This window comes from Flavimobilis rhizosphaerae (assembly GCF_014852685.1).
Taxonomy (GTDB): domain Bacteria; phylum Actinomycetota; class Actinomycetes; order Actinomycetales; family Cellulomonadaceae; genus Flavimobilis; species Flavimobilis rhizosphaerae.
The window spans coordinates 662,949-680,047 of the sequence record NZ_JACZDF010000001.1 but is presented as its reverse complement, the minus strand read 5'-3'; the positions used below and the strand labels follow the sequence as shown (position 1 = coordinate 680,047).

Here is a 17,099-nt window from a genome sequence, read left to right as displayed (position 1 = left end):
TTGACACGCGAGTGACGTTCACCACCCCCCTAGGTTGGACATGAGACCACACAAGCACCCCCACCCCGCACAGAGGATCAGGCAATGACCACCACCGCCGGACCCGGCACCACCAGCCCCGTCGCCCAGGCGATCGACGCGCTCGTCACCCGCGGCCAGAAGGCCCTCGACGCGTTCATGCTCCTCGACCAGGAGCAGGTCGACCACATCGTCAAGAAGGCCTCCGTCGCCGCCCTCTCGCAGCACGGCGAGCTCGCCGTCCTCGCGGTCGAGGAGACCGGCCGCGGCGTCTTCGAGGACAAGGCCGTGAAGAACATCTTCGCGTGCGAGCACGTCACCAACTCGATGCTCAAGATGCGCACCGTCGGCATCGTCGGCGAGGACGAGATCACCGGCATCACCGAGATCGCCGAGCCCGTCGGCGTCATCTGCGGCGTCACCCCCGTCACCAACCCGACGTCGACGACGATCTTCAAGGCGCTCATCGCCCTCAAAACCCGCAACCCCATCGTCTTCGGCTTCCACCCCTCCGCCCAGGCCTCCTCCGTCGCCGCCGCGAAGGTCGTGCGCGACGCCGCGATCGAGGCCGGCGCCCCCGCCGACTGCGTCCAGTGGGTCGAGCAGCCGTCGCTCGAGGCGACGAGCACCCTCATGAACCACCCCGGCGTCGCGCTCATCCTCGCGACCGGCGGCAACGCGATGGTCCGCGCCGCCTACTCGTGCGGCAAGCCGGCCCTCGGCGTCGGAGCGGGCAACGTCCCCGCCTTCATCGAGCGTTCCGCCAAGCTCAAGCGCGCCGTCAACGACGTCGTCCTCTCCAAGGCGTTCGACAACGGCATGATCTGCGCCTCCGAGCAGGCCGTCATCCTCGACGCCCCCATCTACGACGACGCGATGGCCGAGTTCGCCAAGCTCCACGCGTACCGCGCGACCCCCGCCGAGAAGGCGATGCTCGAGGAGTTCATCTTCGGCGTCACCGCAGGCGGCGAGAACTGCGCCGGCGCGAAGCTCAACCCCGCCGTCGTCGGCCAGTCCCCCCAGTGGATCGCCGAGAAGGCCGGCTTCTCCGTCCCCGAGGAGACCTCGATCATCCTCGCGGAGGTCAGCAAGGTCGGACCCGACGAGCCCCTCACCCGTGAGAAGCTCTGCCCCGTCCTCGCCGTGCTCCGCGCCGACGGCGCCGAGGAGGGCATCCGCCTCTCCGAGCAGATGGTCGAGTTCGACGGCCTCGGCCACTCCGGCTCGATCCACTCCGAGGACCAGGCCGTCATCCGCGAGTTCGGCTCGCGCATCAAGGCCGTCCGCATCATCACGAACGCGCCCAGCTCGCTCGGCGGCATCGGCGACATCTACAACGCGTTCATCCCGTCGCTCACGCTCGGCTGCGGCTCCTACGGCCACAACTCGGTGTCGAACAACGTCTCCGCGGTCAACCTCGTCAACATCAAGCGCATCGGTCGGAGGAACAACAACTTGCAGTGGTTCAAGGTTCCGGCCAAGACGTACTTCGAGCCCAACGCGATCCGCTACCTCGCCGACATGCGCGGCATCTCGCGCGTGACGATCGTCACCGACTCGACGATGACGAAGCTCGGCTTCGTCGACAAGATCCTCGACGTCCTCAACCGCCGCGGCGAGCGCATCGCGCTGCAGATCATCGACGACGTCATGCCCGAGCCGACCGTCGACTTCGTCCAGAAGGGTGCCGCCCTCATGCGGCACTTCAACCCGGACACCATCATCGCCCTCGGCGGAGGCTCCCCCATGGACGCCGCCAAGGTCATGTGGCTGCTCTACGAGCACCCCGAGATCGAGTTCGCGGACATGAAGGAGAAGTTCTTCGACGTCCGCAAGCGCGCCTTCAAGTTCCCCGACCTCGGCGAGAAGGCCTCGCTCGTCTGCATCCCGACGACCTCGGGCACCGGCTCCGAGATGACGCCGTTCGCCGTGATCTCCGACCCGGCGAAGGGCAAGAAGTACCCGCTCGCGGACTACGCCCTCACGCCGACCGTCGCGATCGTCGACCCGGCCCTCACCTCGATGATGCCGTCGTTCCTCGTCGCCGACTCCGGGTTCGACGCCCTCACGCACGCGACCGAGGCCTACGTCTCCGTCTACGCGAACGACTACACCGACGGCCTGTGCCTCCACGCGATCAAGCTGATCTTCGAGAACATCGTCGACTCGGTCAAGGGCGGCCCCGGCGCCACCGACGAGCGCACCGTCAAGGCGCGCGAGAAGATGCACAACGCCTCGACGATCGCCGGCATGGCGTTCGGCAACGCGTTCCTCGGCATCGTCCACGCGATGGCGCACGTCACGGGCGGCATGTTCAAGCTCGTCCACGGCCGCACCAACGCGACATACCTGCCGCACGTCATCCGCTACAACGGCACCGTCCCGACCAAGCTCACGAGCTGGCCGAAGTACGAGCACTACGTCGCACCCGAGCGCTTCCAGGAGATCGCCCAGCACCTCGGCCTCCCGGCGAGCACCCCGGAGGAGGGCGTCGAGTCCTACGCCCGCGCGGTCGAGGCCCTGCGCGAGCAGGTCGGCATCCCCGCGTCCTTCCAGGCGCAGGGCGTCGACGAGGAGCTCTTCATCTCCAAGCTCGACGAGCTCGCGATGGGAGCGTACGAGGACCAGTGCGCCCCCGCGAACCCGCGCATGCCGATGCTCGAGGACATGAAGACTCTCATGGAGGCGGCGTACTACGGCACCTCGTTCGCCGAGGTGCGGGCGTCGCGCAAGGCCGTCGGTGCCGCAGCGGTCGAGGCAGGCGCCGAGCCCGCCGAGGCTCCCAAGGGCCGCAAGCCGTCGCGCAAGCGCTGATCCTGCCTGACCCGGAAGGGGGTGGCGGCCGTCCTGGCCGCCACCCCCTTCCCGCGTCCGCGGCACGCACCTGCGCGCTGCCACCAGGCTGCCGCCGTCGACCCCAGTCCCCCTCACCGGGAACGCTCGGAGCGCGCGGGAACGCAGAAGGCCACCCCGAGGGGTGGCCTTCTGCGTTCGAGAAGAGACTCAGTAGTCGACGAGCGGGAAGTACTCCCAGTGCCACGGCTCGTACATGCCGGAGCCTCCGCGACGCGCCCAGGCAGGGTTGTCGAAGCCGTACACCGGGCCGTTCGCCTTGAGCCACGACCACTTCGCGGAGTCGCGGTACGTGCTCGAGCAGAGGTCGAGCGCGAGGCCCAGGCCGTGCTGCGACGTCCCGGGGCGCGCAGCGAACGCGCCGCGGCTCGCGGCGACGGAGTACTGGCTCGAGAGCGACCGGTAGGAGTCGGTGATGCAGATCGGGGTGCCGAACCGGGCCTCGAACTGCGTGTTGAGCTCGCTGAAGGCGATGGCGGCCTGCGGCTGCATCGAGTGGCCCGCTTGCGGCAGCTTGCACAGCTGCGCGCCCGAGAGGCGCCCGTTGATGGAGGTCGGGACCGTGACGGAGGGGTCGCAGCCCGGGAGGGCGGTGCGCGAGTCGGACCGCGAGGCGACACCGAGCTCGCGTCCCGCAAGGGTGTCGGCGACGATGACCGAGCTGTCGGAGAGCCCGCGCGGACTCATGAGGACGTCGACGGTGGCACGGCCCGACGCGTAGTCGCGGACGACGGTCGTCTCAGGTCCGCTGCCGGCGCCCTGGACGATCGGGACAGCGACCGTCGCGATCGCGAGCGTCGCGAGGACACCGACCCGCGCCGTGCGGGTCGCAGACGGACGTCGCGGAGCCGTGCGAGGCTCGGCACGACCAGCCTTGCGGCGCTCGGCCGCGACCAGCTCACGTCGCGTGAGCTGACGCGCTCCGTGCGGGCGTGCGGGAGCAGGAGTCTCGGCCGTGGGGGCCTCGGCCGCAGGAAGGACCTGGGGGGACGCATCCGACGCGGAGACAGGACGAGGTGCCGCAGCAGAGCGAGGCGCCGGTGCGGAACGAGGTGCGGGTGCGGAACGAGGTGCGGGTGCGGAACGAGGTGCAGCGGCGGCCGTATCACTCGCGGGCAACGCCGTCGCAGGCGCCGCCGCCGGGGCGGTGCGCGGCAGGGGGCCCGTGTCGGTGACCGCGGACGGGTGCGCGGGCGTCACGCCAGCGAGGCGTCGGCCGTCACGGAGCGAGTCACGCGCTGCGACGGCGGCCTGGGTGAGCTCGGCGCTGCGTGCGACCGACGGCTGCGGGACCGGGGTCCAGCTCGTGGCAGGCGCGGGGCGTCCAAGGAGGTCGTGCGGGCGGGTGGCTGCGGGGCGGGCAGCGGCGGGTCGGACGGTCGGCGTGACCGCAGCCGTGGCGGACAGAGGCGCCGCGACGGTCGCGGAAGGCGCAGCGTGCGCGGTGGGTGCAGCGGGCTCCTCCGGCTCGAGATCCGGCACGACGATCCGTGCTGCGGGCCGTCCGAGCGTTCCGTACGGGGACGTCGCTCCCGCAGTCGCGGCGGGCCGCACGACGGCGACCGGGGCGGAGCTCGCCGATGCCGTGGTGGCTGGCCGCTCGACGACGGGGACGGTCGCGGCGCGCGCCTCGAGGAGAGCAGCCTCGCGGCGAGCGCGACGGGTCTCGGGAGCCTGAGCGTCGACCTGGCTGCTCGTGCTCACGACACCTCCACCCTCATACGTGACGCCACGGTTGCGGCGGCTCTGCTCGTCCCTCCGGGGGTTCCCGACGGGTCACGCTACCCCGTCCGGGCCCCGTCGACGGAACCCGGCCGGTGCTGGTTCGGGCCGTGCTCGACCCCGAAGGGTCCTGCGCGGCTGCCGTTCCAGCGATATCTCCTGCATCGGCACGAGCGTGGCTCGCGACGACCGCTGGTCGATCACAGAATCATAACGAGCCGGGGGCCCCCGGCCAAGACCACCTGCGCAACTGCGATCTAGGTCTCACATCCCGGACGCCGGGACGTTCGTCCCTCGACCTGTCCCCCACCGCACTACGGACGGTCGTCGGCCCGCTGCATCGCGTCCCGCACCTCGCCCACGAGCTCCTCGAGGATGTCTTCGAGGAAGACGACCCCGATCTGCCGCCCGCCATCGACGACGAGCGCGAGATGCGCTCCGTCTCGCTGCATCGCGGCGAGGACCGCCTCGACCTCGTCGTCGGGCCCCACCGTCGCGAGCGACCGCGCACGCCACTGCGGGACGGGGACGTCGTGGTCGTCGTCGCCCGCGTACAGCACGTCCTTGAGGTGGAGGTAGCCCGTCACGGGCCCGCCCTCCGCGGCGACGAGAGGGAACCGCGAGAAGCCCGTCCGGGCGACCGCGTGCTCGACGTCGTCGGGCGTGGCGCCCACGACGAGCGACGTGAGCGCGTCGGTCGGCACCATGACCTCGCGGGCGACCCGTTCCGAGAACTCGAGCGAGCCAGCGAGCAGCCCCTGCTCGTCGACGAGCACGCCTTCCTGCCGCGAGACCTCGACGATCGAGTGCACCTGCTCGGCCGTGAACGCCGACGCGACCTCGTCGCGCGGCTCGACACCGCCGAGCCGCACGAAGACGTTCGCCAGCCGGTTGAGGACGACGATGAGCGGGTTGACGGCCCGGGCGATCCACACGAGCGGCGGCCCGAACCACATGACGGCCGTGTCTGGTCCCGACACCGCGAGGTTCTTCGGCACCATCTCGCCGAGGACGACGTGGAGATAGACGACGATCGCGAGCGCGATCGCGAACGCGACCGGATGGACGAGCGCCCCCGGGACGTGGAGCGCCGCGAGCGGGGCCTCGAGCGCGTGCGCGATCGCGGGCTCCGCGACCATGCCGAGCCCGATCGAGCACACCGTGACACCGAGCTGCGCGCACGCGAGCATGAGCGAGACGTGCTCCATCGCCCACAGCACCGTCCGGGCGCGCCGGTTGCCGGACTCGGCGAGCGGCTCGATCGACGAGCGCCGCGCCGAGAGCACGGCGAACTCCGCACCGACGAAGAACGCGTTACCGACGAGCAGCGCGAGGCCCACGAGGAGGGCAGTCCCGGTGGTCATGCGTCCTCCTCGGTGGTCCCGGCGACGGTCGTGGCGCGCAGACGCGCGACCCGCCGCCCGTGCATCCCGACGACCTCGAGGTGCACGCCGTCGACGTCGACCTCGTCCCCGACGTCCGGCAGCCGGCCGAGGAGGGACATGACGAGCCCGCCGAGGGTCTCGTAGGCCGACGAGTCCGGCACGACGAGGCCCGTCTGCTCGGTGAGCTCGTCGGGCCGCAGGAGGCCGGGGAGCAGCCAGGCGCCGTCCGCCTGCCGCGTCGCACCCGCACGACGGACGTCGTGCTCGTCGGCGACGTCCCCGACGAGCTCCTCGACGACGTCCTCGAGCGTGACGACGCCCGCCGTCCCGCCGTACTCGTCGACGACGACGGCCATCTGGAGACCGAGCCCGCGCAGCGTCACGAGGAGCGGGCCGAGGCTCACGGTCTCGGGGACCGTCGGCGCGTCGACCATGAGCGCAGCCGCAGGCACCTCGGCGCGCCGTTCCCGCGGCACGCCGACAGCGCGCCTCACGTGGACGAGCCCGACGATCTCGTCGCGCGAGCCGTCGATGACCGGGAAGCGCGAGTGCCCCGTCGTGCGGGAGAGCTCGACGACGCGCTGCGCGGAGTCCTCGCGCGTGAGGACGACGAGCCGGGTGCGGTCCGTCATGACGTCCGACGCGTCGAGCTGCTCGAGCTCGAGGGAGTTCGTGAGGAGGAGCGCCGTCGACGCCTCGAGCGTGCCCTGCTGCGCCGAGCGGCGCACGAGCGAGAGCAGCTCGGGAGCCGAGCGTGCGCCCGAGAGCTCCTCGCGCGGCTCGACGCCCATGCGCCGCAGGAGCGCGTTGGCGGAGCCGTTGAGCCCCGTGATGACGGGGCGCATGGCGCGCGTGAAGACCCGCTGCACGGGGACGACGAGCCGAGCAGTCGCGAGCGGCGCACTGAGCGCGAAGTTCTTGGGGATGAGCTCGCCCACGAGCATCGAGAAGAGGTTGACGACGACGAGCGCCACGACGGTCGCTGTGACGGCGACGGCGGTCGACGCCCACCCGGTGAGCCCGAGGCCGTGCTCGAGCAGGCGCTGCAGCGCAGGCTGCGCGGTGTACCCGAGGAGGATCGTCGTCACGGTGATGCCGACCTGCGAGCTCGAGAGCTCGGTCGACAGCGAGCGGAGCGCCGCGAGGACGGACCGTGTCCGACGATCGGGGCCGCCCGGCCCCGCGGTCTGAGCGATCTCCGACTCGAGCCCGGCCGGGTCGATCGTCACGAGCGCGAACTCGCTCGCGACGAAAACCGCTGTCCCGACCGTGAGCAGGACCCCGAACGCGACGAGCAGCCAGTCGGCCAGCACGCGCTCCCCTTCATGGCGCGGCACGGGCCGCGCTTCTGATCGTCCGGCCCGGACGTGCCGGGCAGGGTGCGTCGCACCCGTGCCACGCATCGTACCGACCTCGCGCGGCATCCCGCGCGCCGCAGTACCGCGCGACCTCTCCTGTGCGAATGTTGGGGCATGAGCAGCAACGCAGCCAGCACCGGTGCCGCGCGCGGCACGACGATCCTCGTCGTCGAGGACGAGTCGACGATCGCGACGGCGATCGCACAGCGCCTCACCGCGGAGGGGTGGCGCGTCGAGGTCGCACGCGACGGCCTCGCGGGCGTCGCTGCGGCGACGCGGGTCCTGCCCGACGCGGTCGTCCTCGACGTCATGCTCCCGGGCATCGACGGGCTCGAGGTGTGCCGACGCATCCAGGCGGAGCGTCCGGTGCCGATCCTCATGCTCACGGCTCGGGACGACGAGACGGACATGCTCATCGGCCTCGGTGTCGGCGCCGACGACTACATGACGAAGCCGTTCTCGATGCGCGAGCTCGTCGCACGTCTCAAGGCGCTCCTGCGGCGGGTCGACCGGGCGCAGCAGGCCGCGGCCTCGCCCGTGGGCGAGCCGCCGATCGTCGCGGGCGACGTGGTGATCGACCGCGACCAGCGCCGGGTGCACCGCGCCGGCGAGGAGGTCCACCTCACGCCGACGGAGTTCGAGCTGCTCGTCATGCTCGCGAGCTCGCCGCGCACCGTGCTCACGCGTGAGCGTCTGCTCGCCGAGGTGTGGGACTGGGTCGATGCGAGCGGGACGCGCACGGTCGACTCCCACATCAAGGCGGTGCGTCGCAAGCTCGGCGCCGAGCTCATCCGGACGGTCCACGGCGTCGGCTACGCGTTCGAACCTCCGGTCGACGGCGACGAGGGCCAGGAGGGCTGAGCGTGTCGTCGCCCGGTCGTCACGGCCGGGTCCCGCGGCCGCACCTGCCCGACGTCCGACCTCTCGACGTCCTGCGGTCGATCCGCACGAAGCTCGGCGTCCTCGTCATCACGACGAACGCGCTCGCGGCGCTCATCACGTGGGTGGGTCTGCGGATGCACCTCGGGCCGACGCGCACGTTCCCGCTCGCGCTCGTCGTCTCGATCGTCGTGACGCTCGTGCTCGCGCGGGGGATGACGTCGCCGCTGCGGGAGATGACGGCGGCGGCGCGCGCGATGGCGGGCGGTGACTACTCACGGCGGGTCCGTGCGACGAGCCGGGACGAGGTCGGCCAGCTCGCGGTCGCGTTCAATCAGATGGCGGACGACCTCGCGACGGGCGACCAGCAGCGGCGGGACCTCATCGCGAACGTGTCGCACGAGCTGCGCACCCCGGTCGCGGCGTTGCGCGCGCAGCTCGAGAACATCGTCGACGGGGTGACGCCGGCGACGCCGGCGTCCCTCGGTGCGGCGCTCGCGCAGACGGAGCGGCTCTCGCGTCTTGTCACGTACCTGCTCGATCTCTCGCGGATCGAGGCGGGTGCTGCGGACCTCCGGGTGGCGACGGTCGACGTCGCGGAGTTCCTCGACGCGGTCGTCGACGAGGTCGAGATGGTCGAGGCTGGCAAGAACCTCGTCTTCGAGGTCGATGTCACGCCGGCGAACCTCACGGTGCCGGGCGATCCTGACCGGCTCTCGCAGATCTTCGTCAATCTTCTCCACAATGCGATCCGGCATGCGCCGCACGGGTCGACGGTGCGGGTCGCGGCGATGCGACGTGGGGACCGGGTGGTCATCGACGTCGCTGACGAGGGGCCGGGTATCGCGGTGGCGGACCGGTCGCGGATCTTCGAGCGTTTCGTCCACGGGACGACGCCTGCGGCGACGTCGTCGGCGGGGACGTCGGGCGGGACGGGCATCGGCCTCGCGATCGTGCGGTGGGCGGTCGCGCTGCACGACGGTGACATCGAGGTGGTCGACTCGGAGCGGGGTGCGACGTTTCGGGTGTCGTTGCCCGCACCGCGGATGCGCAGTCTGCGGGCAGCGGGGCGCGAACCGGCAGCCTGAGCCTCTTGTTCTAAGGAAGTTAGAACAACTACGCTGGTGGCATGACAGCGTCCTCCGCACCGCCCCGCACCCCGGCACGATTGTCCGTCCGCGGCCTCACCAAACACTTCGGCACCGTCCGCGCCGTCGAGGACCTCACGTTCGACGTCTCCCCCGGACACGTCACCGGATTCCTCGGCCCCAACGGCGCCGGCAAGACGACGACACTGCGGATGCTCGTCGGCCTCACGACCCCGACGGCGGGGACCGCCACCATCGGCGGCGTTCGCTACACCGAGCTCACCGACCCGGCCCGCACCATCGGAGTCGCGCTCGAGGCCTCGACCTTCCACCCCGGCCGCAGCGCCCGCGCACACCTGCAGATGTTCGCGCCCGCCGCCGGAGCCGACGCGGCACGCGTCGAGCAGCTCCTCGCGCTCGTCGGGCTCACCGGCGACGCGCACCGCCGCGTCGGCGGCTACTCGACCGGCATGCGGCAGCGGCTCGCGCTCGCGACCGCGCTCCTCGGCGACCCCGACATCCTCGTCCTCGACGAGCCGACGAACGGGCTCGACCCCGCCGGCATCGCCTGGTTGCGCTCGTTCATGCGGGGCTTCGCGGACAGCGGCCGCACGGTCCTCGTCTCGAGCCACATCCTCTCCGAGGTGCAGCACTCGGTCGACGACGTCGTCATCGTCGCCCACGGTCGTCTCGTCCACGCCTCGCCCCTCGCCGCGCTCGCGGCGCTCGCCGTCCGCACGGTCACCGTCGACTCCCCCGACCGGGCGGCGCTCACCGATCTCGTCACACGACGCGGCTGGGCGTCCGAGCCGGCCGGCGCGGGCGCCCCGGGCGCCCTGCGGCTGCTCCACGTGCGTGCCGCCGAGATCGGCGCCGCAGCGTTCGCCGCGGGCGTCGAGCTCCACCTCCTCACGGAGGACGCACCGGGCCTCGAGGACGTGTTCCTCCGGCTCACCGGCCAGACGACGGGGGTGGCAGCATGAGGCGCGCGGTGCGGCTCGAGGTCGCGAAGTTCTTCTCGACGCGCATGTGGTGGGTCCTGCTCGTCCTCATGGCGGGCTACATGGCCTTCCTCGCGGGAGGGATGGGCTTCGCGTTCACCGCAACCCCGCAGGACGCGGGGATCGACGCCTCGGACCCGCTCGCGACCGCCCGCGCGGTGTACGCGGTCGGGACGACGCTCGGCTACGTCTTCCCCGCAATCATTGGCACGCTCGCCGTCACGGGCGACCTGCGGCACCGCACGATCGTCCCGACGCTCCTCGCCGACCCGTCGCGCACGCGGCTGCTCGTCGCCAAGCACCTCGGCGCACTCCCCGTCGGGCTCGCGTACGGGCTCGTCGGGTCGCTCGCCGCGGTCGGCGCCGGGGCCGCGCTCATCGCGCTCGGCGGGGGCGACCCGATGCTCGATTCCCCCGACGTGTGGCGGACGGTCGCGCTCTCGACGGTTGCGCTCACGCTGTGGACCCTCGTCGGCGTCGGCGTCGGTTCGGTCCTCAGCAACCAGGTCGCGGCGCTCGTCGCCCTCCTCGCGTTCACGCAGTTCGTCGAGCCCATCGCCCGCATGGGGCTCACGGCCGGACTCGGCGACGCGGGGGGCCGCGTCGCGGCGTTCCTCCCAGGCGCTGCGGGCGACGCACTCGCCGAGGGCTCGATCTACTCGCTCATGAGCCCGGGATCGCTGCTGACGTGGTGGCAGGGCGCGCTCGTCCTCCTCGGGTACGCGGCCGTGCTCACCGTCGCCGGCAGGCTCACGACGTTCCGACGCGACCTCGGCTGAGGCCGCCGCGCCCGTCCCCTGTGGCGGGCGCCGCGCTCCCTCCTCGCCCGACGGGCGGCGCCTCACGCGTCCGAGGTGCGGACAGCGGTCGCCCACAGCGCGGCCCCAGAAATGTGAGATGCATCACACTCCAGCGCTCACCTCACCAACTGATGGCCCTCAGGGATGAGTCCTTGGTCCTAGACGGGCCACCCTTTGGCCGGATCTTGCCCCGGCCACAGGTCCGCCTGACCGCGAGCCCCGCGAGCCCTCTTCGCCCCAGGCACCGCCACGTAGTGTGGTCCCGACCGATGCCGTGCACGCGCGAACCGTGCGAGCACGACCACCCAGTGCAGTGGAAGAGGCGATCTGCGAAGTGTCCGGAAATGCTGAATCAACGTCGATCAGCGGGGCGAGCGCCACGTTCGGTGCGAACGAGTGGCTCGTCGACGAGCTCTACGAGCAGTACCTCCAGGACAAGAACTCCGTCGACCCCTCGTGGTGGGAGTTCTTCGCGGACTACAGCCCGAGCACGACCGTGACGTCCGACGTCGCTGCTCCCCCCGCGACCTCCGCAGCCCCGGCCGTCACGGCCTCGGGCGAGCCCGTCGCCGCCCGCCCGGCCGTGAGCCCGGCCCCCTCCGCCGCAGCACCCGCCGCCGCAGCACCCGCCGCCGCGTCGCCCACCCCCGTCGCGACGCCCGCGACCGCGCCCTCGCCCACACCGCCGGCCGGCCACGGCACGACGCCGGTCCCGCCCGTGCCGACGGCGGCCCCCGCGACCGCGCCCTACGCGCAGCGTCCCGTCACCCGCACCGACGCGGCCGCCGCCGCGACGAGCACCGACAACGTCGAGAAGCTTCGCGGGCCCGCAGCACGCGTCGTCACGAACATGGAGGCGAGCCTCGAGGTCCCCACCGCAACCTCCGTGCGCGCCGTCCCCGCCAAGCTCATGGTCGACAACCGCATCGTCATCAACAACGCGCTCTCGCGCGGGCGCGGCGGCAAGGTCTCGTTCACGCACATCATCGGCTTCGCCCTCGTCGAGGCGCTCGCCGAGATGCCCGCGATGAACGCGTCCTACACGCAGCTCGACGGCAAGCCCGCCGTCCACCACCCCGCCGACATCAACCTCGGCATCGCGATCGACCTCCCCAAGCCCGACGGCTCGCGCCAGCTCATGGTGCCCTCCGTCAAGGCCGCACAGACCCTCGACTTCGCCGGGTTCTGGGCCGCGTACGAGGACATCGTCCGCCGCGCCCGCGCCGGCAAGCTCGAGGTCGCGGACTTCCAGGGCACGACGATCTCGCTCACCAACCCCGGCACGATCGGCACCGTCCACTCCGTGCCCCGCCTCATGCAGGGCCAGGGCACGATCGTCGGCGTCGGCGCGATGGACTACCCCGCCGAGTTCCAGGGCGCCTCGGTCGAGCGCCTCGCGCGCATGGGCGTCTCCAAGGTCCTCACGCTCACCTCGACGTACGACCACCGCATCATCCAGGGCGCGCACTCGGGCGAGTTCCTCCGCATCCTCGGCTCCAAGCTCCTCGGCGAGGACGGCCTCTACGACCGCATCTTCGCGGCGCTCCACATCCCCTACGAGCCCGTCCGCTGGGTGCGCGACAACACGGTCGACGACGACGTCGAGGCCGCCAAGCCCGCACGCATCGCCGAGCTCATCCACGCGTTCCGCTCGCGCGGTCACCTCATGGCCGACACGGACCCGCTCACGTACCGGGTCCGTCGCCACCCCGACCTCGACGTCCAGACGCACGGCCTCACCCTCTGGGACCTCGACCGCACGTTCCCCACGGGCGGCTTCGGCGGCAAGCAGAAGGACACGCTGCGCAACATCCTCGGCCTCCTGCGTGACTCGTACTGCCGCACGATCGGCGCCGAGTACATGCACCTCGCCGACCGCACGCAGCGCAAGTGGCTCCAGGCACGCCTCGAGGCAGGCTACGAGCGCACGCCCCGGGAGGAGCAGCTGCGCATCCTCGGCCGGCTCAACGCCGCCGAGGCCTTCGAGACGTTCCTCCAGACGAAGTTCGTCGGGCAGAAGCGGTTCTCGCTCGAGGGTGGCGAGTCTCTCATCGCCCTCCTCGACGGCGTCCTCAACTCCGCGGCACGGGCGGGCCTCGACGAGGTCTGCATCGGCATGGCCCACCGCGGCCGGCTCAACGTGCTCGCGAACATCGCCGGCAAGAGCTATTCGCAGATCTTCGCGGAGTTCGAGGGCAACCTCGACCCCAAGACGTTCCAGGGCTCGGGCGACGTCAAGTACCACCTCGGCACCGAGGGCACGTTCACGACCGACACGGGCGAGTCGACGAAGGTCTACCTCGCGGCCAACCCCTCGCACCTCGAGGCCGTCAACGGTGTGCTCGAGGGCGTCGTGCGCGCCAAGCAGGACAAGATCGACCTCGGCGGCGACGGCTTCTCCGTCCTGCCGATCCTCATCCACGGCGACGCGGCCTTCGCGGGCCAGGGCGTCGTCCAGGAGACGCTCAACCTCGCCGGTCTGCGCGGCTACCGCACCGGCGGCACGGTCCACATCATCATCAACAACCAGGTCGGCTTCACGACGGGCCCCGGCTCGTCGCGCTCGACCCTCTACACGACCGACGTCGCCAAGGGCCTCCAGGTCCCGATCTTCCACGTCAACGGCGACGACCCCGAGGCCGTCGTCCGCGTCGCCGAGCTCGCGTTCGCGTTCCGCGAGGAGTTCGACCGCGACGTCATCATCGACATGGTCTGCTACCGCCGCCGCGGCCACAACGAGGGCGACGACCCCTCGATGACGCAGCCGCTCATGTACAACCTCATCGATGCCAAGCGCTCGACCCGCAAGCTCTACACGGAGACCCTCGTCTCGCGCGGGGACATCACCGACGACGAGGCCGAGCAGGTCGCGCAGGACTTCCAGGCGCAGCTCGAGCGTGTCTTCGCTGAGGCGAAGGAGGGGGGCTTCCAGCCGCCCGCGCACACCGAGGCGGTCCGCGGCCTCGAGATCCCCGAGTCGCAGCGTGAGGACGCGGGCACGATGGTCGGCTGGACGACCGCGATCGACCGCTCGGTCGTCGAGCTCGTCGGACGCACCCACGTCAACCCGCCCGAAGGCTTCACCGTCCACCCCAAGCTCGCCCAGCTCCTCGAGAAGCGCGAGCAGATGTCGCGTGAAGGCGGCATCGACTGGGGCTTCGGCGAGCTCCTCGCGTTCGGCTCGCTCCTCACCGAGGGCACGCCAGTGCGCCTCGCCGGGCAGGACTCGCGCCGCGGCACGTTCGTCCAGCGTCACGCCGTCATGCACGACCGCGAGACGGGCGCCGAGTGGACGCCGCTGCTCTACCTCACGCCCGACCAGGCGAAGTTCTGGGTGTACGACTCCTCGCTGTCCGAGTACGCGGCCCTCGCGTTCGAGTACGGCTACTCGGTCGAGCGACCCGACGCCCTCGTGCTGTGGGAGGCGCAGTTCGGCGACTTCGTCAACGGCGCGCAGATCGTCATCGACGAGTTCGTCTCTTCCGCCGAGCAGAAGTGGGGCCAGCACTCCTCGCTCGTCATGCTCCTGCCGCACGGCTACGAGGGCCAGGGACCGGACCACTCCTCGGCCCGCATCGAGCGGTTCCTCCAGCTCGCTGCGGAGGACAACATGTTCATCGCGCAGCCGTCGACGCCCGCGTCGCACTTCCACTTGCTGCGACGCCAGGCGTACCACCGTCCGCGTCGTCCGCTCATCGTCTTCACGCCCAAGCAGCTGCTGCGTCTCAAGGCCGCCGCGTCGAGCGTCGAGGACTTCACGACCGGAACGTTCCGACCGGTCATCGGCGACGCCACCATGGCGGCCAAGGCCGACGGGGTCGACCGCGTGCTGCTCTGCTCGGGCCGCGTCTACTACGACCTGCTCGCGCGCCGCACCAAGCTCGGTGACGAGCGCACCGCGATCGTCCGCCTCGAGCAGCTCTACCCGCTCGAGACCGAGGCCGTCGCCGAAGCCCTCGCGCCGTTCGGTGACGCCGAGCTCGTGTGGGTCCAGGACGAGCCCGAGAACCAGGGTCCGTGGCCGTTCATGGCGATGAACCTCCAGACGGCCCTCGGCCGCCTCATCCGGGTCGTCTCGCGTCCCGCGTCGGCGTCACCGTCGGCCGGCACGATGAAGCGGCACCAGCGGCAGGCCGAGGAGCTCCTCACGGCGGCGTTCACCCGCTGACGCGAGCCGTGCGCCACGGAGGCCCGCACCCCACCCGGGGTGCGGGCCTCCCGCACGTCACAGGACTGCGGGGCGGGGCGTCCGGCTCGTCGGCATGGCCCGGACCCTCCCCAACCCGTGCGCGGTCCCCGCTCCACGCCGTCAGGCATAGGCTCGCAGCATGCAGACGAAGCGATGGAGCGACGGACAGCAGGTCTCGGCGATCGGCCTCGGCACGTGGCAGCTGGGCGCCGACTGGGGCGAAGTCGACGAGAAGGACGCGCACGCGGTCCTCGACGCGGCGCTCGAGTCAGGGGTGACGTTCTTCGATACCGCCGACGTCTACGGCGACGGTCGCTCCGAGCAGATCATCGGCTCGTTCCTGCGCGCCCGGCCCGACTCCGGCATCTTCGTCGCGACGAAGGCCGGACGCCGCATGCCGCAGCTCCACGAGAACTACTCGCTCGCCAACCTCCGCGCCTGGACCGACCGCTCGCGTCGCAACCTCGGGCTCGACACGCTGCCGCTCGTGCAGCTCCACTGCCCGCCCACGTCCGTCTACGCGGACGACGAGGTGTTCGACGCCCTCGGCACCCTTGTCGACGAGGGCGCGATCGCGTCGTGGGGAGTGAGCGTCGAGAAGCGTGCCGAGGCTCTGCGGGCGCTCGAGCGCCCCGGGCTCGCGAGCGTCCAGATCATCCTCAACGCGTTCCGCCTCGCACCGTTCGACGACGTCGTGCCGACCGCCACCGAGCGTGGCGTCGCGATCATCGCGCGCGTGCCGCTCGCGTCGGGCCTGCTCGCGAACCGCTACACGACCACGACGACGTTCGCGGCCGACGACCACCGGACGTTCAACCGCCATGGCGAGGCCTTCGACGTCGGCGAGACCTTCGCGGGCGTCGACTTCGCGACGGGTGTCGCCGCCGCAGCCGAGCTCGCGTCGTTCGCCCCCGAGGGCCTCACGGCCGCCCAGGCGGCCCTCGCATGGCTTGCGCAGCACGACGGCGTGACCACCGTCATCCCCGGCGCGCGCTCTCCCGAGCAGGCACGCGCGAACGCCGCGGCGGGCGCCGCAGCTCCCCTCCCCGCGGCGTACGACGACGCCGTGCACCGCATCTACGAGCGGGACGTCCGCGCCGCGGTGCACGAGCGCTGGTAGCCGCCTCGCGGCGTGTCACGGCCACGGCGCCGCGCGCGACGGGTGACGATGGGACGAACCTGCGAGGAGGCCCCCACGTGACCAGGAAGCTGCGCATCGTCGTCGTCGGCGACGAGCTTGCCGCCGGCGTCGGCGACCCCCGAGCCCTCGGCTGGGTCGGACGCGTCGTCGCCCGCACGACCGAGGTCGACGTCGAGCACTACGTCCTCGCCGTCCCCGGCGAGACGTCGACCGCCCTCTCCGCACGCTGGGAGGCCGAGACCGAGCCGCGGCTCACGACAGACCCCGACATCGACCAGCGACTCGTCGTCGCCCTCGGACGTCACGACCTCACCGCCGGGCTCTCCGTCGCCCGCTCACGACTCAACCTCGCCAACATCCTCGACGTCGCCGAGGCACGGCACCTGCGCACGCTCGTCGTCGGGCCCCCGCCCAGGGCGCACGACGACGACGAACGCCTCGCCGACCTCTCACGCGCCTACGGCGACGTCGCCCAGCGCCGCCGCGCCCCCTACGTCGAGACGTTCACGCCCCTCGTCAACCACGACCAGTGGCACGCCGACCTCGCCGGCCGTGGCGACGACCTCCCCCAGCAGGCCGGCTACGGCCTCATGGCGTGGCTCGTCCTCCACTCGGGCTGGCACCGCTGGCTCGGCCTCGCCGACCCCGACGCCTGAGCTCCGCGA

At 71.7% G+C, this 17,099-nt stretch carries 11 protein-coding genes; 8 read left to right on the top strand and 3 right to left on the bottom strand.

The features are described from left to right. Positions 1 to 84 precede the first annotated feature (84 nt). Positions 85 to 2,832, top strand: a complete 2,748-nt coding sequence (gene adhE, locus IGS67_RS02900; protein WP_192277609.1) for a bifunctional acetaldehyde-CoA/alcohol dehydrogenase — start codon at positions 85 to 87, stop codon at positions 2,830 to 2,832. Positions 2,833 to 3,021: 189 nt separating this feature from the next. Here adhE and IGS67_RS14275 read toward each other — a convergent pair whose 3' ends face one another. The 3 genes from IGS67_RS14275 to IGS67_RS02885 form a co-directional block, all read right to left on the bottom strand. Continuing rightward, positions 3,022 to 4,575 (bottom strand): M15 family metallopeptidase, encoded by a 1,554-nt coding sequence (locus tag IGS67_RS14275; protein ID WP_192277607.1) that lies wholly within the window; start codon positions 4,573 to 4,575, stop codon positions 3,022 to 3,024. A 332-nt stretch (positions 4,576 to 4,907) separates the two neighbouring features. Further along, positions 4,908 to 5,957 (bottom strand): hemolysin family protein, encoded by a 1,050-nt coding sequence (locus IGS67_RS02890; RefSeq protein WP_192277605.1) that lies wholly within the window; start codon positions 5,955 to 5,957, stop codon positions 4,908 to 4,910. Continuing rightward, on the bottom strand, positions 5,954 to 7,291 hold the full coding sequence (locus IGS67_RS02885) for a hemolysin family protein (RefSeq protein ID WP_328741377.1): 1,338 nt from the start codon (positions 7,289 to 7,291) through the stop codon (positions 5,954 to 5,956). The genes IGS67_RS02890 and IGS67_RS02885 overlap by 4 nt, the downstream gene beginning before the upstream one ends. A 159-nt stretch (positions 7,292 to 7,450) precedes the next feature. Between IGS67_RS02885 and IGS67_RS02880 the strand changes: the two genes are divergently transcribed. The 7 genes from IGS67_RS02880 to IGS67_RS02850 all read left to right on the top strand — a co-directional run bounded on the left by IGS67_RS02880 (position 7,451) and on the right by IGS67_RS02850 (position 17,090). After that, positions 7,451 to 8,197, top strand: a complete 747-nt coding sequence (locus tag IGS67_RS02880; protein WP_102510411.1) for a response regulator transcription factor — start codon at positions 7,451 to 7,453, stop codon at positions 8,195 to 8,197. Between the two features lie 2 nt (positions 8,198 to 8,199). After that, a complete protein-coding gene (locus tag IGS67_RS02875) occupies positions 8,200 to 9,303 on the top strand; it encodes a sensor histidine kinase (protein ID WP_192277601.1) in 1,104 nt (367 codons plus the stop codon). Positions 9,304 to 9,344: 41 nt separating this feature from the next. Beyond that, complete coding sequence (locus IGS67_RS02870) at positions 9,345 to 10,286, top strand: ATP-binding cassette domain-containing protein (RefSeq protein WP_192277599.1); 942 nt, start codon at positions 9,345 to 9,347, stop codon at positions 10,284 to 10,286. After that, on the top strand, positions 10,283 to 11,083 hold the full coding sequence (locus IGS67_RS02865) for an ABC transporter permease (RefSeq protein ID WP_192277597.1): 801 nt from the start codon (positions 10,283 to 10,285) through the stop codon (positions 11,081 to 11,083). Before IGS67_RS02870 ends, IGS67_RS02865 begins: the two co-directional genes overlap by 4 nt. 355 nt (positions 11,084 to 11,438) lie before the next feature. Next, a complete protein-coding gene (locus tag IGS67_RS02860; RefSeq protein ID WP_192277595.1) occupies positions 11,439 to 15,272 on the top strand; it encodes a multifunctional oxoglutarate decarboxylase/oxoglutarate dehydrogenase thiamine pyrophosphate-binding subunit/dihydrolipoyllysine-residue succinyltransferase subunit in 3,834 nt (1,277 codons plus the stop codon). 160 nt (positions 15,273 to 15,432) lie between these two features. Beyond that, positions 15,433 to 16,413 (top strand): aldo/keto reductase, encoded by a 981-nt coding sequence (locus IGS67_RS02855; RefSeq protein WP_192277593.1) that lies wholly within the window; start codon positions 15,433 to 15,435, stop codon positions 16,411 to 16,413. 77 nt (positions 16,414 to 16,490) lie between these two features. After that, on the top strand, positions 16,491 to 17,090 hold the full coding sequence (locus IGS67_RS02850; protein WP_328741376.1) for a GDSL-type esterase/lipase family protein: 600 nt from the start codon (positions 16,491 to 16,493) through the stop codon (positions 17,088 to 17,090). Positions 17,091 to 17,099: the final 9 nt, after the last annotated feature.